The sequence below is a fragment of the Pseudoalteromonas rubra genome (assembly GCF_000238295.3).
In the GTDB taxonomy this organism is placed as follows: Bacteria; Pseudomonadota; Gammaproteobacteria; order Enterobacterales; family Alteromonadaceae; genus Pseudoalteromonas; species Pseudoalteromonas rubra.
In genome coordinates this window covers 57,945-84,774 of sequence record NZ_AHCD03000031.1, presented here as the reverse complement: position 1 = coordinate 84,774, position 26,830 = coordinate 57,945, and the positions used below count along the sequence as shown (strand labels likewise).

Here is a 26,830-nt window from a genome sequence, read left to right as displayed (position 1 = left end):
GGTGCGATGTTTGGAGGATAAGACGCGCGTGGGACAATAAAAGGTTTAAACAGGCGAGAAAAATTTTTCTAAACAATTGTCAGGCAGGTTAATCTTCCTCTTCATCGGGTGTCTGGTACTCGTCACCAGACTCAAAACGCCACCCCATAAACTCCAGTTTTGCCGGCGTGATCACGCCACCATTGCCAAGATTGAAGTTTTTCAGCGCTTCATCAAAGTGCACACCACTGCCGCCCGTCGCATCTATGGTTGCACCACGAATGGTGCCATAAAACTGGCCACTGCCGCGCATAGCAATGCTGGTCACCGGCGCATATATGACAGCGTACATTGAACTGGCCCCTCGCATTGTGATGCCATTCTGGCCTGAGTAGGATGAGAAGATGCTCAGGCTTGGAAAACCACTGTCAGTCAACCCTTCCTGCTCTGTCAGCACTACTCCGCTCGCACCAAAATCCACTTTTCCGGTGACAAAAATGGCCAGGCTGCTGCCCGCTTTGATAGTGATACTGGTGTGGCCCGTCATTTTGAGATCCCCATCAACCAGCCAGATCACGTCTCCGCCTTCTATGGTAATGGTGCCATCACTGGTGAGCTTCATGTTTTTCATGCCAAAGACATACTCGCTGGTATTACTCTGGCCATGATTTTGCGTCAGATGCTGGAACAAATAGATGTCGGCAGGACTCGAGGACCAGGTACCGCTGCCACCCCGTATATAACGGCCTTCACTGGGCGTGAAGACATAGTCGGTCTGCGCACCAACCGTAAAATCCGCGTAGTTATTATTGCTGTCGATCACTGAAGGCATATTGAGCGGTAAAGCCAGCGGGTCACATTCTTTGTCAGGGTCATTAGGGTCATAATCTGGCGAGCTTGGATCATAAACACGCACCGCTTCAACCTCAGGGTTCACGTTAAAACGATCAGCGGAGTAATGCAGCCCGTCCTGAACATGACTACTCTGGAAACTCCCCGTTCCCCCATACATGATATCTAGCTCAGCCTGATTTTGATTGAGGATCTCAGCGCCCCACTTCATGCTCACATCACCGTTTGCGCGCAGTATCCCGGTTATCTGACCGCCATTGTGTTTAACAAACCCCTGAGTGAGCACATCTCCGTCAACCCGCACCCCGCTGCCCGCAGAAATGTCGATCCCGGTATTCGATTGCACAGTGCCAACGACAGGTGAAGACCCTTTGAGATACAAGATGCCCGATGCTTTTACATCACCCATAATGGGTGAATGACCATTCAGTACCACATCGGCATCACCAATCACAGTATTCACATCACCATTGCTGGTGCGCGTATCTTCATAACTGCCCACAGTGGAGTCATAGCTGTCAACCAGACCACTACCAGCCAGATTAACCCCTTTGCATCCGGTTACCGCATTTTGAAACACTGAGCTGCGTTCGGCTGGCGTGTATTTAAAGTAAGAAACCATTCGCGCATGCGCCTGATCGTCATAACGCTGACCCAGGCTGGCAATCGACACTTCGTCTCCATTGACTGACAACTGTGCGTCATAGCTTGTCCCGTCGAGTTCGCCAGTGCCCAGCCCCGCACCTATCTGCTGTACTGCTTGCTCAAGTGTCAGATTGGCGTTATTGGTGATGGCGGCTTTAAGTGCCTGACCCCGCTCTATAACCCCTTTTTCGGCCAGGAGACGGGCATTGAGGTCTTTTTGATAGTTACCACTCAGGCGCTCTTGTACCAGGGTATCTTTAAATGCAGCAAACACAACCACGCTGGCCACTGAACTCAGTAGCATAACTTTAATCAGGGTAAATCCACGTTGTCGTATACTCTGCATCATCATAGTGTCACCAGTTGGCTGTCGCGAGCACTTGCTGGCTCGCGGCTACGTCTATTTGGATCCCCGCTGCATACTGCACAGGAATGCCCACTGGCGTTACCGTGATCGACGTGATCAAGCCATTGACGGAAAAGCTCAAGGCGTTGACGCCGCGTAATAAACGTTGGGCAGGCAAGTTATCCGAGCTGATATCACACAGCAAGTAACCGTCAAGCAAAGAAAAAGTTTCTGTATAAGTGACCGCAGGTACACTGCCATCACAGGCCGGCGTGTTGGCGACCTGAGTAACTTCTAATGCGCTACCATTGAGTCTGACCTGGGGCGTAGAAGCCGTTTGTTTGATACTTCGGGTCATAAGCTGACTGGTGTAGCGGATCACTTCCTGCGCTTGTGCCAATTCCTGATTAACAGCAATGGTGCTGCGAATGGTCGAATAGGCGACTGCAATACCACCGAGCATAAACAACCCTATCGATAATGCTATCAAAAGCTCCAACAGGGTAAATCCGCGGCAGTTCATCAAGCGACTCATAAGCAAACATTAACAAAGCTGGCATGTAGGGAAATTTGATCCACCCCCGTATCTGTCATACGTTCGTCATGCCAGCTGACAGACACACTCATATCAAGGTTAAACGTGTCGGGTAGCGTCAGAGTGAAACGCGGATCATTTGGGTACAATCCCGCCGCGGTAGGATTCGTACCAGGATTCAGGCTGGTATTGACACTTTGGTAGTGACAAATATCTGGCCAGATCCGTTCTATTGCATTCTGGCCGTGGATCAGCGCAATGGTGTAGTTAAAGCTATTCTGTGCAAACTGCATGGCTTTTATCTGCGCCGCGGCAAGCCCCAGCAAGGCAATGGCCGCGATGACCATAGACACCATGACTTCCAGCAATGAAAAACCTTTTACTACGCGCAATTATCTGTCGCCTTACCCAACCAACTTTGCCCACTGTGTAGAATGCACAAACGTACATCATTCGTTGTCGCATCGTTATCTGAAATCAGTATGTTACTAAATGCACTCAACTCACCACTTGAACGTAATGTTCTGTCGACCAGGTTCACCGCCACTTGAGTATGATCAATCGTAAAACGCTTTAAGGTCACTTCCTGACCTTGCTCAACCACCTTCATGACCCAGTCGTTGTTTTCCAGTGCTAGCTTTACCGGCACTTCACGTTTTACCGCTTCACTGCGTGCAAAACGATAAAAACTACTTAACTCGTTTGCCGTGGTATTAACCCGGTCTTGTTTAATCTGACCTACTAAAGACGGTGCTGCAACCATAGCCAGAATGGCAATAATCGCCAACACCACCAACAATTCAATAAGCGTTACACCGCGCTGAGTATGTTTACCAACAGTCATTCAGGTTGCCTCCCTGATTGCCCAAATGGTCTAAAGTCAGCACGCCACACACGTCTCTGTTCTGGCTTTCATCGGCCACTGGTGTCGCTCTTAAAATATAGCCCATATTGCGAAAATCACCGCTCGCACCTTGTGGCTTATTGCGCGCCTCATAGCTGAACGTGTAGTACTCTGCAGCAGGCAGACCCTCGAACGTTGCAGTATTAGGATAACCCCCATTGCGGGAATAAATGCGCTCCAACGTGGCACTGGTTTGCAACAACAAATGTTGAGCATCCAGTCGTCTGCTTTCACGCACATACTCACCATAGTTTGGCAATGCCACACTGGCCAGGATGGCGACGATCGCAATGGCGATCAGCAGCTCTATCAAAGTAAATCCACGCATTCTGGAGGTCTTAAGCATATTGGGTTTCCCACCTAAATGATAACGCTGTCATAAATCATTGAATAGACTGTATGACATTTAACCAATAAAAAAAAGTGCCTGTAATAAAAACAGTTAACTAAAATATCACAAAACAGAATTAGCTAAAACAGGAACGCGCTTACAGTCTATAACAGCCGGGCTATTTACCCTAGAATAACCGTGAGGTCAGACCATTAAATTTAAGCTTCAATTGTTCCCGTAATGACTATAAGCCGTTTACGAGCGCCGTTGTTTTGATTTGGATTAATTTTCCGACTTGTGTTGTAAACCTTCCATGATGATCCCGATAATCATCAGATCCACACACTGAAAATTGGAGTTGTTATTGTCTTTCAGAGATTGGGAATACAACCGCGCACAGATGCGCGCGGTTGGTGCTTAATAAAATTAAGCTTCAGCGATCACGATTACTTTGATAGCTGTTGTCACGTCAGTGTGAAGCTGGATAGTTACGTCGAACTCACCTGTCTCACGGATAGTACCGGTAGGCAGACGAACTTCTGACTTAGCAACTTCAAGACCTACTGCAGTGATAGCGTCGGCGATATCGCGAGTACCGATAGAACCGAATAGCTTACCTTCGTCACCCGCTTTAGAAACCAGAGTCACTTCAGCAAGTGCTTCTAGTTTTTCAGCGCGCGCTTGTGCAGCAGTTAGCTCTTCAGCGATTTTCGCTTCAAGCTCAGCACGACGTGCTTCGAAAGTTTCGATGTTAGCTTTAGTTGCAGGAACTGCCTTGCCCTTAGGGAAAAGGAAGTTACGTGCGAAACCAGATTTAACTGAAACCTGGTCACCTAGGCCACCTAGGTTTGCGATCTTGTCTAGTAGAATAACTTGCATGTCTCTACACCTTTTAAAAACTGTTAATCAGCTGCTTACTTGTGTAAGTCAGTGTACGGAAGAAGGGCTAGGTAGCGAGCACGCTTGATAGCAGTTGCTAGCTGACGCTGGTATTTAGCGCTAGTACCTGTGATACGGCTAGGTACGATTTTGCCACTTTCAGTTACATAGTTTTTAAGAGTAGCCAGATCTTTGTAATCGATTTGTTGTACGCCTTCCGCTTTGAAACGGCAGAACTTACGACGTCTGAAATAACGTGCCATGAGTAAATTTCCTCAATTAATTCTTTCAATATGTTGTGCATGTAATACAAGTTGACTCAAGCCACTGCGACTTTCGTGTCGGTTTAAAAAACCGCGTACCTGTAAGGTCTGCCCAACGTATAAATGCTCTAGTTGAGTCCGGAACTGCTGTCCGCTGGCAACCACCTGAATACGTACATAACTGTTACGATTTAGGTCGGCTTCTACCTGCATAGATTTATGTTCTAAAACAAAAATACAATGCGCGATGCCGGCGGGGCTTTGACTGTACTTAGGTGGCTTACAGACCGTGCCAGATAATACTAGCTGGTTTGTATACAGTTCAGGCTGAGTGCTCACCAAACTACCAGGTCAATTCCGAATCAAAAACGATTAAGCAGTTGCTGCTTCTTTTTTCTCTTCTTTAGCAAGAGGAGACGCTTCAGTTACAGCGTTCTTAGTACGCATAACCAGGTTACGAAGCACTGCATCGTTGTAGCGGAAAGAAGTTTCAAGCTCGCTGATTACTTCAGTAGGTGCTTCAACGTTCAACAGAACATAGTGTGCTTTGTGAAGCTTTTCGATTGGGTAAGCCAGTTGACGACGGCCCCAGTCTTCTAGACGGTGGATTTTACCGCCAGCTTCTGTGATGGCACCAGTATAACGCTCGATCATACCAGGTACTTGCTCACTTTGGTCTGGGTGAACCATGAATACGATTTCGTAATGACGCATGGATATTCCTTACGGTTAATATAGCCTTGTCCCGTTTCGGCCAGTCGGGGTAAGGCAAGGAACTAAAGTTAGTTAGGCCGAAAGAGCGCGTATTTTACGTGTCGTGCTAAAAATAAGCAATCAGTTTATCTCTGAAAATTGGTGGAATAAGATTTAAAGTTGAGTGAGTAAGTCAGAATGAGAAAATAAGGATAAAATGAAGGTCGAAAACGAGAGAAAAGTTGGAGCGGCACACGAGGTTCGAACTCGTGACCTCGACCTTGGCAAGGTCGCGCTCTACCAGCTGAGCTAGTGCCGCATTCCTGATTACTCATGTTTCAAACGCTGGAGCGCGAAGGTTCGCGTCTAACGTTTTAGCAGCTGAGCTAGTACTGCTTCATAAAAAGTATCTGGTTTATACACCTGAAGAAGTGTTGGAGCGGCACACGAGGTTCGAACTCGTGACCTCGACCTTGGCAAGGTCGCGCTCTACCAGCTGAGCTAGTGCCGCATTCCTGATTACTCATGTTTCAAACGCTGGAGCGCGAAGGTTCGCGTCTAACGTTTTAGCAGCTGAGCTAGTACTGCTTCATAAAAAGTATCTGGTTTATACACCTGAAGAAGTGTTGGAGCGGCACACGAGGTTCGAACTCGTGACCTCGACCTTGGCAAGGTCGCGCTCTACCAGCTGAGCTAGTGCCGCATTCCTGATTACTCATGTTTCAAACGCTGGAGCGCGAAGGTTCGCGTCTAACGTTTTAGCAGCTGAGCTAGTACTGCTTCATAAAAAGTATCTGGTTTATACACCTGAAGAAGTGTTGGAGCGGCACACGAGGTTCGAACTCGTGACCTCGACCTTGGCAAGGTCGCGCTCTACCAGCTGAGCTAGTGCCGCATTCCTGATTACTCATGTTTCAAACGCTGGAGCGCGAAGGTTCGCGTCTAACGTTTTAGCAGCTGAGCTAGTACTGCTTCATAAAAAGTATCTGGTTTATACACCTGAAGAAGTGTTGGAGCGGCACACGAGGTTCGAACTCGTGACCTCGACCTTGGCAAGGTCGCGCTCTACCAGCTGAGCTAGTGCCGCATTCCTGATTACTCATGTTTCAAACGCTGGAGCGCGAAGGTTCGCGTCTAACGTTTTAGCAGCTGAGCTAGTACTGCTTCATAAAAAGTATCTGGTTTATACACCTGAAGAAGTGTTGGAGCGGCACACGAGGTTCGAACTCGTGACCTCGACCTTGGCAAGGTCGCGCTCTACCAGCTGAGCTAGTGCCGCTTTATTATTTGCCCGATTGAATTTAAACGCTGGTGCGCGACGGGTCGCGTCTAACGTTTAGCAGCTGAGCTAGTGCCGCTTCATAGAAAGTATCTAGTTTATACACCTGAAGAAGTGTTGGAGCGGCACACGAGGTTCGAACTCGTGACCTCGACCTTGGCAAGGTCGCGCTCTACCAGCTGAGCTAGTGCCGCATCACAGGGTATGGAAATATAATCCAATACAAACTCGTTATTTAGTCAGTCGAGTAAACTGATTGTAGGTTGGAGCGGCACACGAGGTTCGAACTCGTGACCTCGACCTTGGCAAGGTCGCGCTCTACCAGCTGAGCTAGTGCCGCATTCCTGATTACTCATGTTTCAAACGCTGGAGCGCGAAGGTTCGCGTCTAACGTTTTAGCAGCTGAGCTAGTACTGCTTCATAAAAAGTATCTGGTTTATACACCTGAAGAAGTGTTGGAGCGGCACACGAGGTTCGAACTCGTGACCTCGACCTTGGCAAGGTCGCGCTCTACCAGCTGAGCTAGTGCCGCATTCCTGATTACTCATGTTTCAAACGCTGGAGCGCGAAGGTTCGCGTCTAACGTTTTAGCAGCTGAGCTAGTACTGCTTCATAAAAAGTATCTGGTTTATACACCTGAAGAAGTGTTGGAGCGGCACACGAGGTTCGAACTCGTGACCTCGACCTTGGCAAGGTCGCGCTCTACCAGCTGAGCTAGTGCCGCATTCCTGATTACTCATGTTTCAAACGCTGGAGCGCGAAGGTTCGCGTCTAACGTTTTAGCAGCTGAGCTAGTACTGCTTCATAAAAAGTATCTGGTTTATACACCTGAAGAAGTGTTGGAGCGGCACACGAGGTTCGAACTCGTGACCTCGACCTTGGCAAGGTCGCGCTCTACCAGCTGAGCTAGTGCCGCATTCCTGATTACTCATGTTTCAAACGCTGGAGCGCGAAGGTTCGCGTCTAACGTTTTAGCAGCTGAGCTAGTACTGCTTCATAAAAAGTATCTGGTTTATACACCTGAAGAAGTGTTGGAGCGGCACACGAGGTTCGAACTCGTGACCTCGACCTTGGCAAGGTCGCGCTCTACCAGCTGAGCTAGTGCCGCATCATAATGTAGCTCTTAGTTTCCCGCTGGGCGCAACCTTGAGGTCGCGTCTAACGTTTTAGCGGCTGAGCTAGTGCCGCATCACGCACAAGCAACAAACAATGTTTGCCGTCTTGAGCGGGGCAGGATTCTACAAGATAGAAAAAGCATTGCAAGTACTTTTTCTAAATTTTTTAAAGATTGAAGAATTTTTGCTGATAGACCTTCAACTCCATAATGGAGTCTTTAATGTCGTCCAGAGCCAGGTGAGAGCTCTTTTTGTGGATCCCGTTTAACAGCTCAGGCTTCCAGCGACGTGCCAGCTCTTTAATCGTGCTAACGTCCAGGTTGCGGTAGTGGAAGTATTCTTCCAGCTCAGGCATGTATTTATTGAGGAAACGACGGTCCTGGCCAATCGAATTACCACACATAGGCGATTTGCCCGGCGGCACCCATTGCTTCAGGAAGTCCAAGGTTTGTTTGATTGCATCAGATTCAGAATGAGAACTGGCCTTACAACGCGCAGTAAGGCCTGAGCGGCCATGCTGGTTTGTGCACCATTCATCCATATTATCAAGTAATTCATCACTTTGATGGATAGCAATTACAGGTCCCTCAGCCAGAACGTTAAGATCACAGTCTGTGATCACAGTGGCAATTTCGAGGATCCTATCTGTTTTAGGTTCCAGACCCGTCATTTCTAAGTCGAGCCAGATCAGGTTTGATTCATGAAAAGACATACACTACCTAACGGTACTTTCCTTTAGATCCAATGCAATTAGATATATCATATTAGCTTCATCACTCGACCAAAAGCTTTTTTTTACAAAGCGGGGCAATTTATTGAGTTATAGTCCATGATTGGCCTGTATACCACTCGATAGCAATAAATCGTGTCGCGAGTTTATTAGATATGGCAAAACGCAAAAAACTCAGTAAGGGCCAATCCAGACGGATCAGTGCCAATCATCAAAAACGCTTGCATAAAGCGAAACAACAATCCGACACTCAGGTTAGCTGGCAAACAGACAATCTGGGCCCCACAGAACCTGCAGTGGTGATCAGCCGCTTTGGGCAACATGCCGATGTCGAGTGCGAAAATGGCGACGTGCTACGCTGCAATATCCGCCGTACCGTCACCAGCTTAGTGTGTGGTGACGAAGTGATTTTCCGTCGCGCCAAAGTGAGTGAAGGCGATTTGGCCGGCGTTATAGAAGCCGTCGAGCCTCGACGCTCTCAGCTTACCCGTCCGGATTTTTATGATGGCGTTAAGGTAGTAGCAGCCAACGTAGATCAGATTTTAATGGTGTCCGCCGTGGTGCCTGAATTTACCCCACAGATCATTGACCGTTACCTGGTCGCCTGTGAAGACATGGGCATTGAACCAATTCTGTTGCTCAACAAAATCGATCTGCTCGATGACGAAGGCCTCGACTATGTCGATGAAGTCTTGGATATCTATCGCGACTTAGGCTACCGCGTCTTACTGGTCAGTAACAAGACAGGCCAAGGGATCGATGAGCTCAAAGCCCTGCTAACAGATAAGAATAATATCTTCGTTGGTCAGTCTGGGGTCGGGAAGTCAACGCTGGTCAATACGGTATTGCCTGATGCAGCCATCCTCACCCAGGAAGTGTCTGAAAACAGTGGCCTGGGCCAGCACACCACAACCGTCTCTAAACTGCATCATTTACCCAGTGGCGGTAACCTGATAGACAGCCCGGGGATCCGTGAATTTGGTCTGTGGCATCTCGAAGTAGAACGCGTGACCTGGTGCTTTAAAGAGTTCCGAGAGTTTATCGGTGGCTGCCGTTTTCGAGACTGCAAACATCTGAACGATCCTGGTTGTCTGATCCTGGAAGCGGTTGACGAAGGCAAAATAAGCGAACTGCGCTTCGACAGCTATCACCGCATTCTGGAGTCAATGGCAGATGGCCGTGCAGGTGCGCGCGCGCCAAGAGTTTGATACTATCTTCAAAATTTTTTCAGGAATAATAAAAGTGAACTTGGATAAACTAAAAATTGCCCTGCAATATGCTTTACCCAAACATGCCGTATCACGTTTGGTGGGAAAACTGGCAGCAGCCGAAGCGGGTGCACTGACAACCACCTTAATTAAACTGTTTATCAAACAATACAAGATAGACATGAGTGAAGCGCGGCATGAAGATCCAGCTCACTATAAAACCTTTAATGAATTCTTTACTCGCCCGCTCAAGCCTGGGATCCGCCCGCTTGCTGAGGAAGCCAGCATCGTGGCACACCCGGTTGACGGCGCCATCAGCCAGCTGGGCGATGTGGTAGATGGTCAGATCATTCAGGCCAAGGGTCATGACTACAGCCTGCAAACCCTGCTGGGTGGCAAAGAGTCAGACGTAGCGCCGTATCTGGGTGGTAAATTTGCCACTATTTACCTAGCACCCAAAGACTATCACCGTATTCATATGCCCCTTGATGGTACGCTTAAAAAGATGATCTACGTGCCTGGCGATCTGTTCTCTGTAAACCCTTTGACAGCACAAAACGTCCCGAACCTGTTTGCACGTAACGAACGCGTTGTGGCCATCTTCGACACTGAAATCGGTCCCCTTGCCATGGTGTTGGTGGGCGCAACCATAGTCGCCAGCATTGAAACCATCTGGGCAGGCACTGTGACTCCACCCGCAGGCAAAGACGTCTTCAGCTGGGATTACCCGGCCGAGGGTGACAACGCCGTTAAGCTGAAAAAAGGCGACGAAATGGGTCGCTTTAAGCTGGGCTCAACTGTGATCCTGGCCTGGGGAGAAGATAAAGCGGACTTCCTGGCAAACCAGTTGCCAGAAACAGTTACCCGCATGGGCACGCCATTCGCGACCATTCGTGACTAACCCCACCCAGGTAAGACACTAAAAAGCCCGCACATGCGGGCTTTTTAGTGTCAGAGTACCCTGATATGGGTGCTAAACTGAGCGTTAAGGACATCCAATCAGCGTACACACAGACCAGACGCACGAACCAGCCGGACCTGTATAGCAAGGCGCAAGTACCGACACCCCACCAGCAACTTTAGGGGTTTCCTGCGGGTTTATCTCACGTCTTTGCGAGCTTAATTGTTTGAGCTTCTTTTTAGAGAGTGTGATTTTCATAACATTTCCTTATTGATGAATAAATCGACAACACAAAAACACAGTGACATGACAAGATTAGCAGCACACAGTACAGGCGGGATCTTTTTCCAGTGCAAATTGCCTCTGCTGCAAACTTAACGCATCAACCACTAGCATCTCACTCGCCTTGTCTGGTACACCAGAGACAATCAAACTGACCGCTTTCATCGCCTGCATAGAGCCAATCATGCCAAGTAAAGGGCTGACGACTCCGGCATTCTGACAATTTAATTCGCTAGGCGCTGGCGACTCAGGGAAGACGCAATGATAGCAAGGAGACGATGTTCTGAAATCAAAAGTCATAAACTGTCCCTGAGTGCCCAGCGCTGCACCAGAGATAAGTACTTTACGCTCACGCAGACAATACTGATTCAGTAAGTAGCGCGTGGCGAAGTTATCGCTGCAATCAAGGATCCAGTCACTGTCTTGCAGCACCGTGTCTATGTTACTCGTGTCGAGCTTCAATGACAGCGGGATAAGTGATATTTGATTATTCAGACTCGCTAAGACTTTCCCAGCTGCTTTTGCTTTTGACTGACCAATGTGATTGATCTTATACAATATCTGCCTTTGCAAATTCGATAATTCAACCGCATCATCATCACAAAAAGTCAACTGACCAACACCGCTTGCCGCTAAGTAAAACAGCGCAGGGCTTCCCAGGCCACCACACCCAATTACGGCCACTCGGGCATCTTTGAGCCGGATCTGGCCAGCTTCAGATACCGCATTGAGCAGCAAGTGGCGGCTGTATCTCAGCCGCTCTTTGTCACTGAGCTCTGTACTCATGATTCGCCAGTGGCCCGTTTAAGGTCAATAATCGCTTGCCTGGGGTCACTGGCCTCGGTAATGGCACGCACTACAGCGACACTCCCGACACCCGTTGCAGCGACCTGAGGAGCGCGAGTCAGGTCGATCCCCCCGATGGCCACCGTGGGGTAAGTCTCACGCATCAGAGGCACAAAATGCCTGAGTTTCTCCAGCCCCTGGATTTGACCTGTCATGTCTTTCGTCGTGGTCGGGTATATCGCCCCAAATGCTAGATAGCTGGGGCGGTAGTTATGGGCTCGGAGCATTTCGTAAAAGCCATGTGTTGATACCCCAAGGCGTAGCCCCGCCTGCTGAATCGCAACCAGATTGGCCGAATCCAAATCTTCCTGGCCAAGGTGAACACCATAAGCCCCGTGGCGAATGGCCAGCTCCCAATGGTCGTTTATAAAAACCCGGCCCTGATACTTTTCCCCCAGAGTGATAGCACACTGGATGTCTTCTTCCAGCGTAGCCTCGTCAGCCTGTTTTATTCTGAGTTGCACGGTTTTCACGCCCTCAGCCAGACACTTTTCCACCCAGTCTACTGAATCAACGACGGCATAGAGCCCCAGTTCTTCTCCCACCGGTGCAAAGCCTGCAGCAAAGTTAAACTCTTCGCTAACCGCAAACTCCAGTTCATCACCCAGCCAGCTGCCAGGCTCTATCACCTGAGGAAAGTCTGAGATATTCTCTGGAAATCCGCCATGAGCCAGGGGACCCCTGCCCTCACCAAAGCGCTGTGCCACTTTCAGCCCTTGATTGATATAGGCTTTGGCCAGAATAAACGCATCTTTGATCGGGTAGCCTTTCGCCAGGCACGCGGCAACAGAGGATGCAAAGCTACAACCAGTGCCATGACTGTGTGGTGTTTGTATCGCCTCGTTACCTAGCCAGTACTCTTCCCCCTCACTCCAGCAATAATCGATACAATAACCGCTGGGGTAATCCCAGTGGCCCCCTTTAATGATCACTGATTTGACGCCAAATTCACGCAGCTTACGGGCAGCATCTCTGACGGCATCCGGACCAATCAGATATACGCCAGTCAATACTTGCGTTTCCTGAGTATTGGGTGTGATCACATCTACCAATGGCAGTAAGTACTTTTTCAGGGCATCCAGAGTGTCTTCTTCCGTCAGCGCATCACCACTAGATGCAATGGCAACCGGGTCGAACACAATCACAGGTGGATTGTCCCAACGGCTTTTGTACTGGGCCAGGTGTTCTGCCACCAGCTGGATCTGCGAACTATTGGCCAGCATGCCAATCTTGATCACGGTCGCTTTTAGATCAGCCTCAAGCGCCAGCAACTGAGATTCCAGCACTTCACTGGACACTGCGTTAATTTCCTCTACCGCGAGGCTATTTTGCGCCGTCAGTGCGGTTACGGCCGTGCAGGTTTGCACACCAAAGCTGTGCATAGCTTTCACATCAGCCTGTATGCCTGCTCCCCCACCCGAGTCCGACCCTGCAATGGTCCATACCAGTTCAGCCACAATTACTCCTACTTATTCTGTTGAACATGGGCGTAAGATTAAGTGTAATACGCCACACAGTCTTCACGACACGTAAACGTGTGTTTAATTCTGATGCCAAAAAGGCATACCCATAGTTGGGGTAGAAGGTGCCGCCACCTCTTTCTCAGGCATCGCCTGCGCCACATAGGCAGCACGCCCGGCAACCACCGCGTGATGAAAGGCGCTGGCCATAGTCACCGGACACCCGGCACCCGCAATAGCCGAATTGAGCAACACCGCATCATAGCCCAGCTCCAACGCCTGAACGGCATGAGATGGCAAGCCCAGCCCCGCATCGACAATCAAAGTATGATTGGGCAAACGCTCACGAATGGTTTGCAAATTATAGGGATTAAGTAAGCCTTTACCAGTACCTATGGGGGCACCCCAGGGCATCAAAACTTCGCAGCCCAGATCCGCCAGGCGCTGACACACCACTAAGTCATCGGTGCAGTAGGGCAGCACTTTAAACCCCTGCTTTATTAAAATCTCGGTGGCTTCAAGCAACGCGATCGGATCAGGCTGTAAATTGTATTCATCCCCGATGAGTTCCAACTTTATCCAGTCAGTGGCAAATACTTCGCGGCACATTTGCGCCAGCGTCACCACTTCTTTGACACTGTGACACCCGGCTGTATTGGGTAATACCCGCAAACCAGTATCCTTGATCAATTGCCAGAAATCATCCCCGGCAGATACAGAATTTTGTCGCCGTAAAGAAACCGTCACGATTTGTGCCTGAGAAGCCAGCAAACTTTGCTGCATCACTTCCGGCGAGGGATAAAGTGCAGAGCCTATCAACAATCGACTGTCAAACTGCTCTCCATAAACCGTGAAAGGCGTATCAGTCTGCATCATCAGCCTCCCTGAATAGGCGATAACAACTCAATGCTGTCACCTTCTTGCAATCGCTGCTCCGCCAGTCCACTGCGCGGTACAAACTGGCCGTTGAGTGCAACCGCGTAAGGTGCTTTCGCCCCCTGTGCTTCAATTACCTCTAACAGAGAGTGTGGCTGCGACAACGTGAGTGCCTGGCCATTGTAATTAATATTCATAATACCCCTTGTTGTAACGCTTGTTGCACCACAGCAGGTGCCAGCAAAAAGCCGTGTCGATACAGACCATTAATTCGGATCACATTGTCTGTAACACTGATTTGTGGGCGATTGTCTTTATATGCAGGGCGTAACCCTGCACGTAATGACATCACACGCCCCTCAGCAAAACCACTGTGCACCGTATAAGCCGCCGATAACAACTCCAGCGTCGAACGTACTGTGATATCACCCCGATCCTGAGACTCAATTTCGGTGGCACCTATCACAAATTCATGATTTGGCTTAGGTGCAATATAGAGTGGATAACGCGGATGCATGAGACGCACTGGGCGTTGTAAGTTCACCTCAGGCGCATAAATGCGTGCGACTTCCCCCCGCACGCCACGTAACCCCGGGCTCTGTGCTTTTGCGTCTAACCCGCGGCAATCGATGATCCAGTCAAACGCCTCATCATTTACGCGGCCCTGTTCGATCTGTGCATCAGCCCCCTCATGAAAACACACGCCCATTTTCTGTAGTGTACTGAGGCTCGCCGCAAAGAACGCCAGATTATCGAGTTGACCTTCACAGGGTAAATACAACCCCTGATGAAATCGACCAGCTAACTCAGGCTCTAACGCGCCAATGCCACGGCCATCCAGGCTTTGTGCCTGATGACCAGCCAGAGGCTTAAGACGACGCTGAAAACTCAGTAAATCCCCCCTGTCTTGCTGGTGTGCAACAATCACGGTCCCTTGCTGCTGAAAAAATACCGGCGTATCAAGTTTGGCCAGCAACTCAGGCCATAGGGTCATCGCTTCTAAGCCCAGCTCCGCCAGATCTTGCTCACAAATCACAGATTCAGCCATAGGTGCGAGCATGGCCGCAGCTAAAGTCCCGACGCTGGAAGGCGCCGAGACCGGGTCACGTTCAAAGATACTCAGGTGATAGTGTTCGGCCAACATCAGCGCAGTCACCCGACCGATCAGGCCAAAACCGACGATGGCAACGCGCGGTTTATTTGTCTGGGACATCTTGCCTCCATGCGGACCCGGTTGGGCCCGCCGTCTTCAATCACAATGCTTTATGGTAAAGCTCTGAGCCCGTCTCTTTGAACTCGCGTGATTTATTTTTCATTTCGGCTTCCACGTCGATCATTTTTATCGCGATGGCTTCGCCTGCATTGTTTGGATCTATGCCCTCAGCTTCCAGTTGTTTAGCATAGTCACGTACATCCTGAGTGATCTTCATTGAGCAGAATTTAGGACCACACATAGAGCAGAAATGTGCGACTTTACCCGATTCCTGCGGCAGTGTTTCATCGTGATAAGACAACGCGCGTTCCGGGTCCAGACTCAGATTGAACTGATCGTGCCAGCGGAACTCAAAACGTGCTTTAGACAGGGCATTGTCGCGAATTTGTGCGCCAGGGTGACCTTTCGCCAGATCCGCTGCATGCGCCGCAATCTTGTAAGTGATCAAACCTTCTTTCACGTCTTCTTTGTTTGGCAGACCCAGATGTTCCTTCGGCGTCACGTAACACAGCATCGCCGTACCGTACCAGGCAATTTGCGCCGCACCGATACCCGATGTGAAATGATCATAACCCGGTGCAATATCTGTGGTCAGTGGGCCAAGCGTGTAAAAAGGCGCTTCATGACAGTGCTTTAATTGCTCATCCATGTTTTCTTTGATCAGGTGCATAGGGACATGGCCCGGACCTTCAATAAACACTTGTACGTCGTGTTTCCAGGCGATCGTGGTCAGCTCACCTAAAGTGCGTAACTCAGACAGCTGTGCTTCGTCATTGGCGTCGGCGATTGACCCTGGGCGTAAACCATCACCCAGAGAGAAACAGACATCGTACTGCTTCATGATTTCACAAATGTCTTCAAAGTGCGTGTACAGGAAGTTTTCTTTATGGTGCGCCAGACACCATTTCGCCATGATAGATCCACCACGTGACACGATACCGGTGACACGCTTAGCTGTCATGGGTACATAGCGTAGCAGTACACCCGCGTGGATTGTGAAGTAATCCACCCCCTGCTCTGCCTGCTCAATCAGAGTATCGCGGAAAATCTCCCAGGTCAGATCTTCAGCCACGCCATTTACTTTTTCAAGCGCCTGATAAATCGGTACCGTACCGATCGGCACGGGAGAGTTACGCACTACCCACTCACGAGTTTCATGAATATAACGTCCAGTAGACAGATCCATCACCGTATCTGCGCCCCAGCGTGTTGACCACACCAGCTTTTCCACTTCTTCTTCAATAGAAGAGGTCACCGACGAGTTACCTATGTTGGCATTCACCTTCACCAGGAAGTTACGACCTACAATCATTGGCTCTGTTTCAGGGTGATTGATGTTGTTTGGCAAGATGGCGCGACCACGAGCAATCTCAGAGCGAACAAACTCTGGGGTAATGAAATCCGGGATCTCCGCACCAAAAGACTGGCCTTTGTGCTGCTGCGCCAGTAACTCTTCACGGATCTTAGCACGTCCCATATTTTCACGGATCGCGACATATTCCATTTCCGGGGTCACAATACCACGACGCGCATAGTGCATTTGCGTAACGTTTTTCCCGGGTTTAGCGCGGCGTATTTTAGGCAAGTTTTCAAAACGAATATGGTCTAACCCTTCATCTGCCATACGCTGCTGAGAAAATTGCGAGGTGACCGACTCCAGCACCTCGGTATCATCCCGGTCCAAAATCCACTGTTCGCGGAATTTCGGCAATCCAGTGCGCACATCCAGCTTAAATTCAGGGTCAGTATAAGGGCCCGATGTATCATAAACACGAACCGGCTCGTTCTGCTCATAGATCGGATCTTCTTCGGTACCACCAATAAAAGAATCGCTCAGGGTAATTTCACGCATTCCGACACGCACACCCGCCTGCTCGCCATCAACATAGACTTTCTCAGAATTGGGAAAGGGTTGTCCGGTAAGATTATAAATAAAGTCCGACGCGGCTTCGCGCGACTCACGACGTGATAACTTGCTACTGTTGTTTGACATGACATGCCTCATTATTAAGTTAAGGTGTCTTGTCAGAACTCCACAAAGGGAGCGAGAAGGGTCCAAACCAAACTCACAGCAGTAAACACTGTGTGCTGATTTCATTCAGTGGAGCATGTTGGCACAGGCACAACATGGCTGGCAACCTAGATATCTTACGATATACCAACTTAGGTAGCTTGTTCCCTACGCAGGCATTAACCTGATCAGGTCCACGGATCCCGCAATACTGCGATCTCAGCCCAGATGGGCACTCCGACAAGTAACGAACTGTGAAAAAGTGTACTGAATCGCGCCTAGTTAGTCAAAGACTCTGCGTCCAGCGCTTTAAATTGCCAGGTCTTCTGGCCTTGCAGGTGTAGCTTGCGATTCTGGATGGTCACGGTCACGCCCTGCTGTAACATCTCCAGAAACTGCATTTCCTGTGCATCCAGCTCATCGCCACACGACTTGCGAGTCATGCCTAACTGAGCCAATTTGAGCACATCAGACTCTATATTGCCCTCAGCAAAAAACCGATTACAACCCGAGAATCCAACCACCTGTAAAGCATCAAGAAATTCGATTTCGATGGCAGTAGCATCTGCAACACTGCGCCCATCAACCTGAGTTAACTGCCAGTGAGAGTGCTTAAGCTGTTCCCTGGTTACCTTCCCTGTACTGGAACATGCCATCAATATTACGCACATTAGGCATAAAAGAATGGAAATTTTCATGGTAAACCAACTGCTTAAAATATGATTAATATTATAACGTCAGGCGGTATGGAAAAGGCAGTAAAAATCTGTAATTTTCTGCCTTTTTAGTAAAAAAATCAGCCGAAAAGCTGATCAATTTCCTGAGGTAGGAACGGACGCCCACGTTCATTCACCGATGTGCCAGTGACAACGGCATCCAGCATGAGTTTATCATCCTGGGCACGGATAATGCGCTGAACAAACGCAAACTTCAGTTTACTGATGCGCAGAGTTTCAACTTCAACGTAAAAAGCATCACCTGGCTTCAACGAGTCTTTATAATTCATTTCAGAGCGGATCACCACCAGGTTGATTTTTTGTTCAGCCAGCGCAGCGAAATCGATGCCATTAGCTATCAAAAATTCATGCCTGGCATGTTCCAGATAATTAAAATAAACACTGTTATTCACAATGCCCTGTAAGTCACATTCGTAATCCCTGACTTTGAAATCAAGCTTAAATGTCATGGCTTTTCCTCTTCACTAAGTTGCCGAATTTATAACACATATTAACTGTTAACTGGTCGGGCTTTTGCTACACTGTGCGCAATCAAAAATGGAACAAGATAAGACATGAAGCTTAAACTTTCTCTGCTTAGCACCAGCCTGTTGGCTGCCCTGTCATACCAAGCCGTGGCTGACGAATCACGCACAGCCACGCCCCTTGAAACCATTGAAGTCACCGGCGACTTTCAAACAGAATCTCTGCAAACACTGAGTGCCAGTGCAAGCGTGATGGGTGAAGTAGAAATGACCCACCGCGGTGCCAGTTACCTCGATGAGCTGCTGAACAGCACAGCCAATGTTAACTTTACCGCAGGGGCATCACGCGGCCGCTTTGTACAGATCCGCGGAGTGGGCCTGCGCTCTCAGTTTGTCGACCCAATCACCCCCAGTGTTGGTATGCTGGTCGATGGTATTAATTACTCAGGCCTGGGTGGCAGCGCGCTGCTATTCGATATTGATCAGGTCACCCTATATCGTGGGCCTCAGGGCACCCGCTTTGGCGCCGATGCGATGGGCGGCATCATCGATCTTCAATCTCATGCCCCCACTCAAGATACAGCCCTTAAACTGCGCGTCGGCGCAGGAAATTATAACAGCTATGAAGCGGGTCTGGCTGCGGGTACCGGATTAACAGACAACACGGCCGCTCGTGTCAGTCTGTATCAGCGAGGCTCAGACGGATATGTCGATAACCTGTATCTGAATAAGCCGACTCAGGACCAACAGGAACGACTGGCACGTTTGAAACTGAACAGCCAGCTTACAGACACACTGGCTGTAAATCTGGCTGTGCACCACATTGATATTGACAACGGCTACGATGGATTCACTTTGGATAATACGCGTAATAGCGTAGCCAACCAGCCAGGTAAAGACACGCAAAACAGTGATGCCTTTGCACTCAGTACACTGTATACGGGTCTGAGCACCTTTGATGTAGAAGTTCAGGGGACAGGATTACAAGCAGATACTGAGTATAGCTACGATGAGGATTGGACTTGCCATGACGCAACCCAACCTCAGCTGTGCGCCGCCGGATTACACCCAGATCACTATGTCAGCTTCGACAAGTACCTGCGCGATCATGAACGCGGCAGTCTGGAAGTAAAACTCAAAGACAAACAAGGCGACTGGGTTGTGGGTGCCTACGCACAGCGTCGTGACGTTGACCTGACTCGTCAATATACCTGGCTAAACAATGATTTTCGCTCCAGCTATGATGTATCCAGCCAGGCGCTATTTGGCCAAAAAGTCACGCACCTGAATGAACAGACCCGCTTGATCACCGGGCTACGAGTTGAGCGCTATGACAGTGAATACATAGATACTAACGGCTTCACCATAGATCAGGATGAGACTATGATGGGTGGTAAGCTGGCTCTGGAGTATCAGGTGGTGCCACGTACCATGGTTTACACCAGCCTGAGCCGCGGCTATAAAGTCGGTGGTGCCAATGGTGAAGCACTGGCAAAAGCGAAAGATGAAGGGTTCAATATCCCCGCTTCAGCGTTCTCTTTTGAACCCGAGTACCTGTGGAATGCTGAATTCGGTGTGAAAGGCCAATCTGAAGATAAAAAGCACACACTTGCCGTCACCGCCTTCTATATGGAACGCGAAGACATGCAGCTTAAACAATGGCAAATTGATGGTGTGCAATTTGCGGGCTTTATCAGTAATGCAGGTAAAGGTGAAAACTACGGTCTGGAAATCGAAGGCCAGCGTCTCATCACAGATAGGCTGACGCTAAACTACAGTCTGGGTTATCTGGACACTAAAATTGAAGACTTTATCACCACATCAGGTGATAACGTCGACGGCCGTGAGCAAGCACAGGCACCCAAATATCAATATGCGTTCGCAGCAGACTACAGCATTCTGGAAAACCTGGTGGTCACACTGGGCCTGGAAGGGAAAGATGATTATTTCTTCTCGGACAGCCACAATGAGCAGGCTCCGAGCCAAAATCTGATCAATGCCAGTGTGAGTTATTACGGTGAACAATGGTCATTGACTGCCTGGGGACGTAATCTGGCCGATCGTGACGTGCCCGTCAGAGGGTTTTACTTTGGTAATGATCCACGTGATGGCTACACGACGAGAAACTATGTTCAGTATGGTGAGCCTCGGGTATTTGGCCTGACATTCACATACGATCTGTAAGCCTAATAAAAAAGGCGCTCGATGAGCGCCTTTTTTATATTCCAAACGAATAATATCAAGTCATTATTCCGGTAGGTTGCGACCGTAAAATACTTCCTGTATTTCTCGATTCAGACGCTCACGGATCTGCTCTTCTTCTTCAGTATTCAGATCATCCGTTGTGATGCCGAATAAATAGGTATTCAGATCGGTTTCTTTTAGCATCATCTTAGTGTGGAACAGGTTTTCCTGATACACATTCACATCCACCATGTGATACGCCTCTTTGGTGTCTTCCGTCATATAATTCTGGATAGAGTGGATCGCATGATCTATGTAGTGTTTTACGCCGTTCACGTCACGAGTAAAACCACGTACACGATAATCTATGGTCACAACATCTGACTCCAGCTTATGGATCAGGAAGTTGAGTGCCTTCAGCGGAGAAATAATGCCACAGGTCGATACTTCGATATCGGCACGGAACGTACAAATGCCATCGTGCGGATGTGCTTCAGGATAGGTGTGCACACAGATATGGCTTTTATCCAGGTGCGCAACAACCGAATCCGGCAACGGACCAGGCGCTTCATTGCTGTCGAATGTCTGTTGTTCTACTGGCTCTTCTGATACCAAGATGGTGACACTCGCCCCCTGAGGGTCATAATCCTGACGCGCAATATTTAGTACATTGGCACCAATGATATCGACAACATCACGCAGAATGTCGGTCAGACGATCTGCACTGTACTGTTCATCGATGTATTCCAGATATTCTTTTCGCTGCTGCTCGGTCTTTGCATAGCAAATATCATAGATACTAAAGCTTAAACTCTTAGTTAAGTTGTTAAAGCCATGGAGTTTAATTTTATCAAAGGGCTTGTTCACGATAGACCCACCTTAAAACGTGAAAATCTGCGCTGCAGAAATAAAAGTTCGCGGATTTTATACGAAAATAGCGTCTCGAAAAAGCACTATTTTGCGCTGTTTTCAACCACCTCATGGCTATGGGTAATTTCTACTGCTTTTTCAAGCATTAAGGCCACAGAACAGTACTTCTCGGCAGACAATTGTACGGCCCGTGCCAGGTGCTTTTCAGACACATTATTGCCAGTTACTACAAAGTGTAGATTGATCTTTGTAAATACTCTAGGTGCGCTCTCAGCACGCTCTGCCGTGAGTTCCACAGTGACATCACTGACATCCTGTTTGGCTTTTTTCAGGATACTCACCACATCCACCGATGAGCAGCAACCTGCTGACATCAACACCATTTCCATCGGGCTGGGTGCGGCACTGTCAGAACCAGCATCAAAAACCACATTATGACCAGAATGAGATCGCCCAATAAAAGTATCGCCGTCAACCCACTTCACACTTGCTTGCATGTTTATTATTCCTCTAGTTCCTAAAACTAATAACACCGCCATAAGGCGGTGTTATCTTTAATTCCTGACAGCCAAAACAGCGTCAGTTAATTGCATTATCGAACAGGTTCTTCACTAACCCGGCAAATTCTTCAATAAATTCTCGTTGTTCTTCGGTTACGCGTTGCTCAGTGACGCTGGAGAGTACTTCCTGCAAATCATACACGATGCCGTCAACTTCTCTGACAATCAGGCTACGTTGTTCGGTCGTCAATCCGGTCTGTTGCTCACAGAGGCGGATCACGTGCTCAGCAATCACATCTTCTATTAACTCCAACACCTTAGGTGCATTGGCTTTCACCACACCCGGCTTCTCAAACAAGGCTAAGTGTTGCGTTAGGTACATGACTAACTCATCGTATCCTTGTTTATCTAAAACCATATATTGCCCACCTGAATGTATCAATGACATCTCCTATTGATTTAAGCAGAAACTAGTTTTGATTGCTACTTTTGATATTTGCTGACCAACAAAAAAGCAGCCAAGTTTTACGCAAGGCTGCTTTTTCCAATACTAAAGAGTGAGAATCTAACGGTAATCCACCTTAGTAATAAAGGGGAGTCTCACCATTTAGGATTTTACTCGATTGTCAGGCCCGGACTCAAGGTACCTGGCAAAGTTACTTTGTCCAGTTCTACCGAAGCCACAGGGTATGCACAGTAGTCTGCTGCATAGTAGGCACTTGCTCTGTGGTTACCAGATGCACCGATACCACCAAACGGAGCTGCACTCGAAGCACCAGTGATAGGGCGGTTCCAGTTAACAATACCAGCACGGCTACGACGCAGGAAGTGCTCGTAATCCGCCTGATTGTCACCCAGTAAACCGGCAGACAGACCAAAGCTGGTGTCGTTGGCCTTTTCAATCGCCGCATCAAAATCGTTGTAACGGAAAACCTTCAGCAACGGACCAAAGTGCTCATCATCGGGGAAGTCAGTCACTTTGCTACATTCAATGATACCAGGTGTTACAAAACCTGTGCCTTCTGTGTGCGTCAGCTCAAGCAGAATCTCACCACCAAGCTCAACCAGCTGTTGCTGTGCTGCAACCATACCAGCAGCGGCATTGTTAGAGATCATAGAGCCCATGAACGGCTGATCTTCAGCATCATAGTTACCAATCTTAATCGCTTTAGTCGCTTTAAGCAGTTGCGCCAGGATCACATCACCCTGCTCACCTTCAGGCAGGAACAGTTTGCGCGCACAAGTACAACGCTGACCACTTGAAATGAATGCAGACTGGATGATGTCATGTACGGCCGCTTTGGTATCTGCGACATCTTTCACGATCAGTGGGTTGTTACCGCCCATTTCCAAGGCCAGAATTTTTCCAGGCTGACCGGCATACTGTTCATGCAACAGGTGACCGGTACGAGAAGAACCAGTGAAGAACAAGCCATCGATGCCTTTGTGTGACGCCAATGCTTTACCCGTTTCCACTTCACCCTGTACCAGGTTAACCACGCCGTTTGGCAGACCTGCCTGCTCCCATAGTTTCAATGTCAGCTCTGCAACATGAGGCGTCAGCTCTGATGGCTTGAAGATCACAGTGTTACCTGCAAGCAATGCCGGCACGATATGGCCGTTAGGCAGGTGACCTGGGAAGTTATAAGGGCCAAAAACGGCAACCACACCATGGGCTTTGTGACGAATAACAGCGCGCCCCACTGGCATTGGGTTTTCAACCACACCTGTACGCTCGTGGTAGGCTTTTTCAGAAATGGCAATTTTACCGACCATGGCACCCGCTTCAGTGCGCGTTTCCCACAATGGCTTACCTGTTTCCTGAGCAATGGCGACAGCGAGGGCTTCACTGTTTTCTTTCAGTAGCTCAGCAAAACGCTTAACCACAGCAAGACGCTCTTCAAACGCCAGCTCGCTCCAGGTATAGAAGGCTTCACGTGCGGCTTTAACGGCGCTATCAACTTGCGCTGCGGTTGCCGCGTTTGCACGCCAGATCTCTTCGTTATTAGCCGGGTTTACCGACGCAAATGCTGCGCCTTCGCCTAAGCGCCACTCACCATTGATAAACTGTGCTGCGTGTGTTGTCATAATTCTTTCCCAATTAAAGAGTTGCAATACTAACGGTATCACCGTCAGCGATCTGAAGGGCCTTAGCTACCGCACCAGGGATGGCAACTTCCGTTGCTTTTTCTGGTAGCGCTAACGTCAGTGCCGTCGCACGATATCCCGCTAGTTTATCATTAGCTATCATCACGGGGGAACCTTCTGCATCGATCTTGACCTGATCATCAATGCGGACTGTATACTTGCGCACTTCACGCACGGTACGGATATTGTCGACTTTGGCCTCTACGGTTGGACCGGCATCGAAAATATCAACGTAGCCATTGAACGTAAAGCCTTCGCTCTTAAGTAATTCAATCGCCGGGCGGGTGTTGTCATGTACTTCACCGACCACAGACTGCGCTTCTTTGCTAAGCAGGTTGACGTAGATCGGGTACTTTGGCATCAACTCAGCAATGAATACTTTTTGACCAATGCCTGTCAGATAATCTGCGGTTGGAAAATCCATCGAGAAAAAGTGCTCTTCCAGCCACTGCCAGAATGGACTGTCGCCATTTTCATCAGAGACACCACGCATCTCAGCAATCACCGTTTCTGCAAAACGGTCACGATGCTGATTGATAAACATGAAGCGTGACTTTGACAATAATTTGCCATTTAATCCACGACGGTATTTATCGCGCAGGAATAAAGTACACAACTCAGTGGCACCGGTGTAGTCATTACACAGGGTTAGAATATCCACTGCTTTGTAAACATTCAAAGTCCGCGATGAGTGGATCACTTTACTTAAGTGGTAGTGATAGAAGGCATCATCAAGACCCACTGCGGCTTCGATGGCGCTGGTGCCAACGACTTCGCCTGTTTCACTGTCTTCAAGTACAAATAAGTAGCCTTCATCAAAAGGCACATCTGTTTCTTTGGCAAATGAAGCAACTGAACGTTCGATCTTGTTTTGCAGCAATTCTTCATTGACCGGCAATGAAGTAAAGCCATGCCCCGACTCCTGGGCAATGTTCAAAAGCGCTGAATAATCGCTTTTCTGGATTGGGCGAAGGATCATCATGAGCCCGCTTACTCCTCAAAAAATGTAGATAGCTGAGTCGCACACACGGGTGCGACCCACATGTCACCGACTGAAATTAGGCGTTGTTTGCAACCACACGCGCGACAGCCGCTTCAAAGCGTGCCATACCTTCACGGATATCCGCATCAGGAATAACCAAAGACGGCGTGAAACGCACCACGTTGGCACCGGCAACCAAAGACATGACGCCTTGATTAATACCTTCAACCAGGAACTCTTTTGCTTTGCCCTGATACTTGTCGTTCAGTACGCCGCCCAGTAGCAAACCTTTACCACGGATCTCGCTGAATACCTGGTGCTTCTCGTTGATGTCGTTTAATAGCTCACGGAATAAGGCTTCTTTTTCTTTCACGCCATTGAGCACTTCTGGTGTATTTACCGTGTCCAGCGCAGCTTCTGCAACTGCACATGCCAGCGGGTTACCGCCATAGGTTGAACCGTGCGTACCAATTTTAAGGTGCTCTGCAATCTCAGCAGTTGTGATCATTGCACCAATCGGGAAACCACCGCCAAGCGCTTTAGCTGTCGTCAGGATGTCAGGCGTTACACCCAGTCCCTGATAAGCATATAGATCACCAGTACGGCCAACACCCGTTTGTACTTCATCGAAGATCAACAATGCGTTGTGCTTGTCACACAGTGCACGTACACCCTTCACAAAGTCTGCTTCTGGAGAAATGATCCCGCCTTCACCTTGTAATGGCTCCATCATAACGGCACAAGTGCTGTCTGAGATCAGCGCTTCCAGAGCAGCCAAATCATTGTAGTCACTGTGTACAACATCGCCCGGCTTAGGACCGAAACCATCAGAGTATGCAGCCTGGCCGCCGACAGTCACAGTGAAGAAAGTGCGGCCATGGAAGCCTTTATTGAATGCGATGATTTGTGATTTTTGCTCACCGAATTTGTCCAAAGCCCAACGGCGCGCCAGTTTTAATGCTGCTTCGTTTGCTTCTGCACCAGAGTTTGCAAAATAAACTTTGTCTGCGAAGGTCGCATCAGTCAGTTTTTTCGCCAGGCGAAGTGCCGGCTCATTGGTCATTACGTTAGACAGGTGCCAGATTTTCTCGCCCTGCTCTTTCAGCGCTGCAACCAGTGCCGGGTGACAGTGACCCAGACAATTTACTGCGATACCGCCCGCGAAATCGATGTATTCTTTGTCATTTTGGTCCCATACGCGCGCACCTTCACCCTTAACCGGGATTACTGCAGAAGGTGAATAGTTAGGCACCATTACCTGATCGAAAAGTTCACGATTGATAGTCATTTTGATTCCTCATTTTGGTGAGTACAGCACTCAACCGGGGCAGGCAGTGATACATGAAATCTCAGCGACAGCGATGTAAAAGACCTGAATTTTTCCCAATTGGTGCAAAATTCATACGCTCATTATTTCAAAAAAAAGCGCATTTGTCTCATATTAAACACCGTGCTAGCCCTTTATATTCAAGGGATTAGTATATAATTTCATTCTCAGTGAATAACTATTAAGGCGCTTAAAATTAACGCCCCTATAACTTCAAGGTGTTTACTGAGATCCCCCGCTTACCTAAGATGAATGAATAAGCGGGAAAAA

General features: G+C 48.7%; 28 protein-coding genes, 11 tRNA genes and 1 riboswitch. Of the genes, 3 read left to right on the top strand and 36 right to left on the bottom strand.

All coding sequences use genetic code 11. From position 1 onward, the window contains the following. Nucleotides 1-88 precede the first annotated feature (88 nt). The 21 genes from PRUB_RS08030 to orn all read right to left on the bottom strand — a co-directional run bounded on the left by PRUB_RS08030 (nt 89) and on the right by orn (nt 8,533). Complete coding sequence (locus tag PRUB_RS08030) at nt 89-1,828, bottom strand: DUF7305 domain-containing protein (RefSeq protein WP_010386270.1); 1,740 nt, start codon at nt 1,826-1,828, stop codon at nt 89-91. 4 nt (nt 1,829-1,832) lie between these two features. Further along, the gene (locus PRUB_RS08025; protein ID WP_010386269.1) at nt 1,833-2,345 is read right to left on the bottom strand and encodes a PilW family protein; all 513 of its coding nucleotides are present in this window, start codon (nt 2,343-2,345) and stop codon (nt 1,833-1,835) included. An 8-nt stretch (nt 2,346-2,353) separates the two neighbouring features. Further along, the gene (locus tag PRUB_RS08020) at nt 2,354-2,749 is read right to left on the bottom strand and encodes a type IV pilus modification PilV family protein (RefSeq protein WP_010386268.1); all 396 of its coding nucleotides are present in this window, start codon (nt 2,747-2,749) and stop codon (nt 2,354-2,356) included. Beyond that, entirely contained in the window at nt 2,740-3,201 is a 462-nt protein-coding gene (locus tag PRUB_RS08015; protein WP_010386267.1) for a pilus assembly FimT family protein, read from the bottom strand. The genes PRUB_RS08020 and PRUB_RS08015 overlap by 10 nt, the downstream gene beginning before the upstream one ends. Beyond that, the gene (locus PRUB_RS08010; protein ID WP_010386265.1) at nt 3,188-3,607 is read right to left on the bottom strand and encodes a type IV pilin protein; all 420 of its coding nucleotides are present in this window, start codon (nt 3,605-3,607) and stop codon (nt 3,188-3,190) included. The genes PRUB_RS08015 and PRUB_RS08010 overlap by 14 nt, the downstream gene beginning before the upstream one ends. Nucleotides 3,608-4,018: 411 nt before the next feature. Beyond that, the gene (gene rplI / locus PRUB_RS08005) at nt 4,019-4,471 is read right to left on the bottom strand and encodes a 50S ribosomal protein L9 (RefSeq protein ID WP_010386264.1); all 453 of its coding nucleotides are present in this window, start codon (nt 4,469-4,471) and stop codon (nt 4,019-4,021) included. A 35-nt stretch (nt 4,472-4,506) separates the two neighbouring features. Beyond that, a complete protein-coding gene (gene rpsR / locus PRUB_RS08000; RefSeq protein WP_010386263.1) occupies nt 4,507-4,734 on the bottom strand; it encodes a 30S ribosomal protein S18 in 228 nt (75 codons plus the stop codon). Between the two features lie 12 nt (nt 4,735-4,746). After that, complete coding sequence (gene priB / locus PRUB_RS07995; RefSeq protein ID WP_040645535.1) at nt 4,747-5,076, bottom strand: primosomal replication protein N; 330 nt, start codon at nt 5,074-5,076, stop codon at nt 4,747-4,749. A gap of 30 nt (nt 5,077-5,106) precedes the next feature. Beyond that, entirely contained in the window at nt 5,107-5,448 is a 342-nt protein-coding gene (gene rpsF / locus PRUB_RS07990; RefSeq protein ID WP_010386261.1) for a 30S ribosomal protein S6, read from the bottom strand. A 222-nt stretch (nt 5,449-5,670) separates the two neighbouring features. Next, nucleotides 5,671-5,746: transfer RNA gene (locus tag PRUB_RS07985), tRNA-Gly, on the bottom strand. Nucleotides 5,747-5,862: 116 nt separating this feature from the next. Then, a tRNA-Gly gene (locus PRUB_RS07980) sits at nt 5,863-5,938 on the bottom strand. Nucleotides 5,939-6,054: 116 nt separating this feature from the next. Further along, nucleotides 6,055-6,130, bottom strand: a tRNA-Gly gene (locus tag PRUB_RS07975). A 116-nt stretch (nt 6,131-6,246) separates the two neighbouring features. After that, nucleotides 6,247-6,322 (bottom strand) — tRNA-Gly (locus PRUB_RS07970). A 116-nt stretch (nt 6,323-6,438) separates the two neighbouring features. Continuing rightward, nucleotides 6,439-6,514 (bottom strand) — tRNA-Gly (locus PRUB_RS07965). Nucleotides 6,515-6,630: 116 nt separating this feature from the next. Next, a tRNA-Gly gene (locus PRUB_RS07960) sits at nt 6,631-6,706 on the bottom strand. A 118-nt stretch (nt 6,707-6,824) separates the two neighbouring features. Continuing rightward, a tRNA-Gly gene (locus PRUB_RS07955) sits at nt 6,825-6,900 on the bottom strand. A 70-nt stretch (nt 6,901-6,970) separates the two neighbouring features. Then, nucleotides 6,971-7,046: transfer RNA gene (locus PRUB_RS07950), tRNA-Gly, on the bottom strand. A 116-nt stretch (nt 7,047-7,162) separates the two neighbouring features. Beyond that, nucleotides 7,163-7,238: transfer RNA gene (locus PRUB_RS26740), tRNA-Gly, on the bottom strand. Between the two features lie 116 nt (nt 7,239-7,354). Beyond that, nucleotides 7,355-7,430: transfer RNA gene (locus PRUB_RS26675), tRNA-Gly, on the bottom strand. 116 nt (nt 7,431-7,546) lie between these two features. Next, nucleotides 7,547-7,622 (bottom strand) — tRNA-Gly (locus PRUB_RS26835). Nucleotides 7,623-7,987: 365 nt separating this feature from the next. Further along, the gene (orn, locus tag PRUB_RS07930) at nt 7,988-8,533 is read right to left on the bottom strand and encodes an oligoribonuclease (RefSeq protein ID WP_010386260.1); all 546 of its coding nucleotides are present in this window, start codon (nt 8,531-8,533) and stop codon (nt 7,988-7,990) included. Nucleotides 8,534-8,706: 173 nt separating this feature from the next. Here orn and rsgA point away from each other — a divergent pair, with 173 nt between their 5' ends. Both rsgA and asd read left to right on the top strand, forming a co-directional pair. Further along, nucleotides 8,707-9,759 carry a small ribosomal subunit biogenesis GTPase RsgA gene (gene rsgA, locus PRUB_RS07925; RefSeq protein ID WP_010386259.1) on the top strand — a complete coding sequence of 351 codons (1,053 nt, stop codon included), beginning with the start codon at nt 8,707-8,709 and terminating at the stop codon, nt 9,757-9,759. Nucleotides 9,760-9,793: 34 nt separating this feature from the next. Then, nucleotides 9,794-10,660 carry an archaetidylserine decarboxylase gene (asd, locus tag PRUB_RS07920; protein ID WP_040644553.1) on the top strand — a complete coding sequence of 289 codons (867 nt, stop codon included), beginning with the start codon at nt 9,794-9,796 and terminating at the stop codon, nt 10,658-10,660. Between the two features lie 84 nt (nt 10,661-10,744). Here asd and PRUB_RS07915 read toward each other — a convergent pair whose 3' ends face one another. The 9 genes from PRUB_RS07915 to PRUB_RS07875 form a co-directional block, all read right to left on the bottom strand. Next, the gene (locus tag PRUB_RS07915; RefSeq protein ID WP_155946218.1) at nt 10,745-10,918 is read right to left on the bottom strand and encodes a hypothetical protein; all 174 of its coding nucleotides are present in this window, start codon (nt 10,916-10,918) and stop codon (nt 10,745-10,747) included. Nucleotides 10,919-10,975: 57 nt separating this feature from the next. Next, nucleotides 10,976-11,728 carry a HesA/MoeB/ThiF family protein gene (locus PRUB_RS07910; RefSeq protein ID WP_010386256.1) on the bottom strand — a complete coding sequence of 251 codons (753 nt, stop codon included), beginning with the start codon at nt 11,726-11,728 and terminating at the stop codon, nt 10,976-10,978. Next, nucleotides 11,725-13,245, bottom strand: a complete 1,521-nt coding sequence (gene thiE / locus PRUB_RS07905) for a thiamine phosphate synthase (RefSeq protein ID WP_010386255.1) — start codon at nt 13,243-13,245, stop codon at nt 11,725-11,727. The genes PRUB_RS07910 and thiE overlap by 4 nt, the downstream gene beginning before the upstream one ends. Before the next feature lie 84 nt (nt 13,246-13,329). Continuing rightward, a complete protein-coding gene (locus tag PRUB_RS07900) occupies nt 13,330-14,121 on the bottom strand; it encodes a thiazole synthase (RefSeq protein ID WP_040644547.1) in 792 nt (263 codons plus the stop codon). 2 nt (nt 14,122-14,123) lie between these two features. After that, nucleotides 14,124-14,321, bottom strand: a complete 198-nt coding sequence (thiS, locus tag PRUB_RS07895; protein ID WP_010386253.1) for a sulfur carrier protein ThiS — start codon at nt 14,319-14,321, stop codon at nt 14,124-14,126. Beyond that, entirely contained in the window at nt 14,318-15,337 is a 1,020-nt protein-coding gene (locus PRUB_RS07890; protein ID WP_010386252.1) for an FAD-dependent oxidoreductase, read from the bottom strand. The genes thiS and PRUB_RS07890 overlap by 4 nt, the downstream gene beginning before the upstream one ends. A 40-nt stretch (nt 15,338-15,377) precedes the next feature. After that, entirely contained in the window at nt 15,378-17,330 is a 1,953-nt protein-coding gene (thiC, locus tag PRUB_RS07885) for a phosphomethylpyrimidine synthase ThiC (RefSeq protein ID WP_010386251.1), read from the bottom strand. 166 nt (nt 17,331-17,496) lie between these two features. Beyond that, nucleotides 17,497-17,598: riboswitch (TPP riboswitch) on the bottom strand. Between the two features lie 28 nt (nt 17,599-17,626). Further along, nucleotides 17,627-18,004: an META domain-containing protein gene (locus tag PRUB_RS07880; RefSeq protein ID WP_010386250.1), complete on the bottom strand. Its 378-nt coding sequence runs from the start codon at nt 18,002-18,004 to the stop codon at nt 17,627-17,629. 140 nt (nt 18,005-18,144) lie between these two features. Then, nucleotides 18,145-18,534 carry an acyl-CoA thioesterase gene (locus PRUB_RS07875; protein ID WP_010386249.1) on the bottom strand — a complete coding sequence of 130 codons (390 nt, stop codon included), beginning with the start codon at nt 18,532-18,534 and terminating at the stop codon, nt 18,145-18,147. A 105-nt stretch (nt 18,535-18,639) separates the two neighbouring features. Here PRUB_RS07875 and PRUB_RS07870 point away from each other — a divergent pair, with 105 nt between their 5' ends. Beyond that, nucleotides 18,640-20,733: a TonB-dependent receptor gene (locus PRUB_RS07870; protein WP_010386247.1), complete on the top strand. Its 2,094-nt coding sequence runs from the start codon at nt 18,640-18,642 to the stop codon at nt 20,731-20,733. Between the two features lie 63 nt (nt 20,734-20,796). Here the strand turns inward: PRUB_RS07870 and speD are convergent, their stop codons facing one another. The 6 genes from speD to PRUB_RS07840 all read right to left on the bottom strand — a co-directional run bounded on the left by speD (nt 20,797) and on the right by PRUB_RS07840 (nt 26,521). After that, nucleotides 20,797-21,600: an adenosylmethionine decarboxylase gene (speD, locus tag PRUB_RS07865; RefSeq protein WP_010386245.1), complete on the bottom strand. Its 804-nt coding sequence runs from the start codon at nt 21,598-21,600 to the stop codon at nt 20,797-20,799. 86 nt (nt 21,601-21,686) lie between these two features. Further along, nucleotides 21,687-22,100: an OsmC family protein gene (locus PRUB_RS07860; protein ID WP_010386243.1), complete on the bottom strand. Its 414-nt coding sequence runs from the start codon at nt 22,098-22,100 to the stop codon at nt 21,687-21,689. Between the two features lie 82 nt (nt 22,101-22,182). Next, nucleotides 22,183-22,521, bottom strand: a complete 339-nt coding sequence (locus PRUB_RS07855; RefSeq protein ID WP_010386242.1) for a DUF3802 family protein — start codon at nt 22,519-22,521, stop codon at nt 22,183-22,185. 197 nt (nt 22,522-22,718) lie between these two features. Beyond that, nucleotides 22,719-24,191 (bottom strand): succinylglutamate-semialdehyde dehydrogenase, encoded by a 1,473-nt coding sequence (astD, locus tag PRUB_RS07850; RefSeq protein WP_010386241.1) that lies wholly within the window; start codon nt 24,189-24,191, stop codon nt 22,719-22,721. A gap of 13 nt (nt 24,192-24,204) precedes the next feature. Then, a complete protein-coding gene (astA, locus tag PRUB_RS07845) occupies nt 24,205-25,233 on the bottom strand; it encodes an arginine N-succinyltransferase (RefSeq protein WP_010386240.1) in 1,029 nt (342 codons plus the stop codon). A gap of 76 nt (nt 25,234-25,309) precedes the next feature. Next, nucleotides 25,310-26,521 carry an aspartate aminotransferase family protein gene (locus tag PRUB_RS07840; RefSeq protein WP_010386239.1) on the bottom strand — a complete coding sequence of 404 codons (1,212 nt, stop codon included), beginning with the start codon at nt 26,519-26,521 and terminating at the stop codon, nt 25,310-25,312. Between the last annotated feature and the right edge of the window lie 309 nt (nt 26,522-26,830).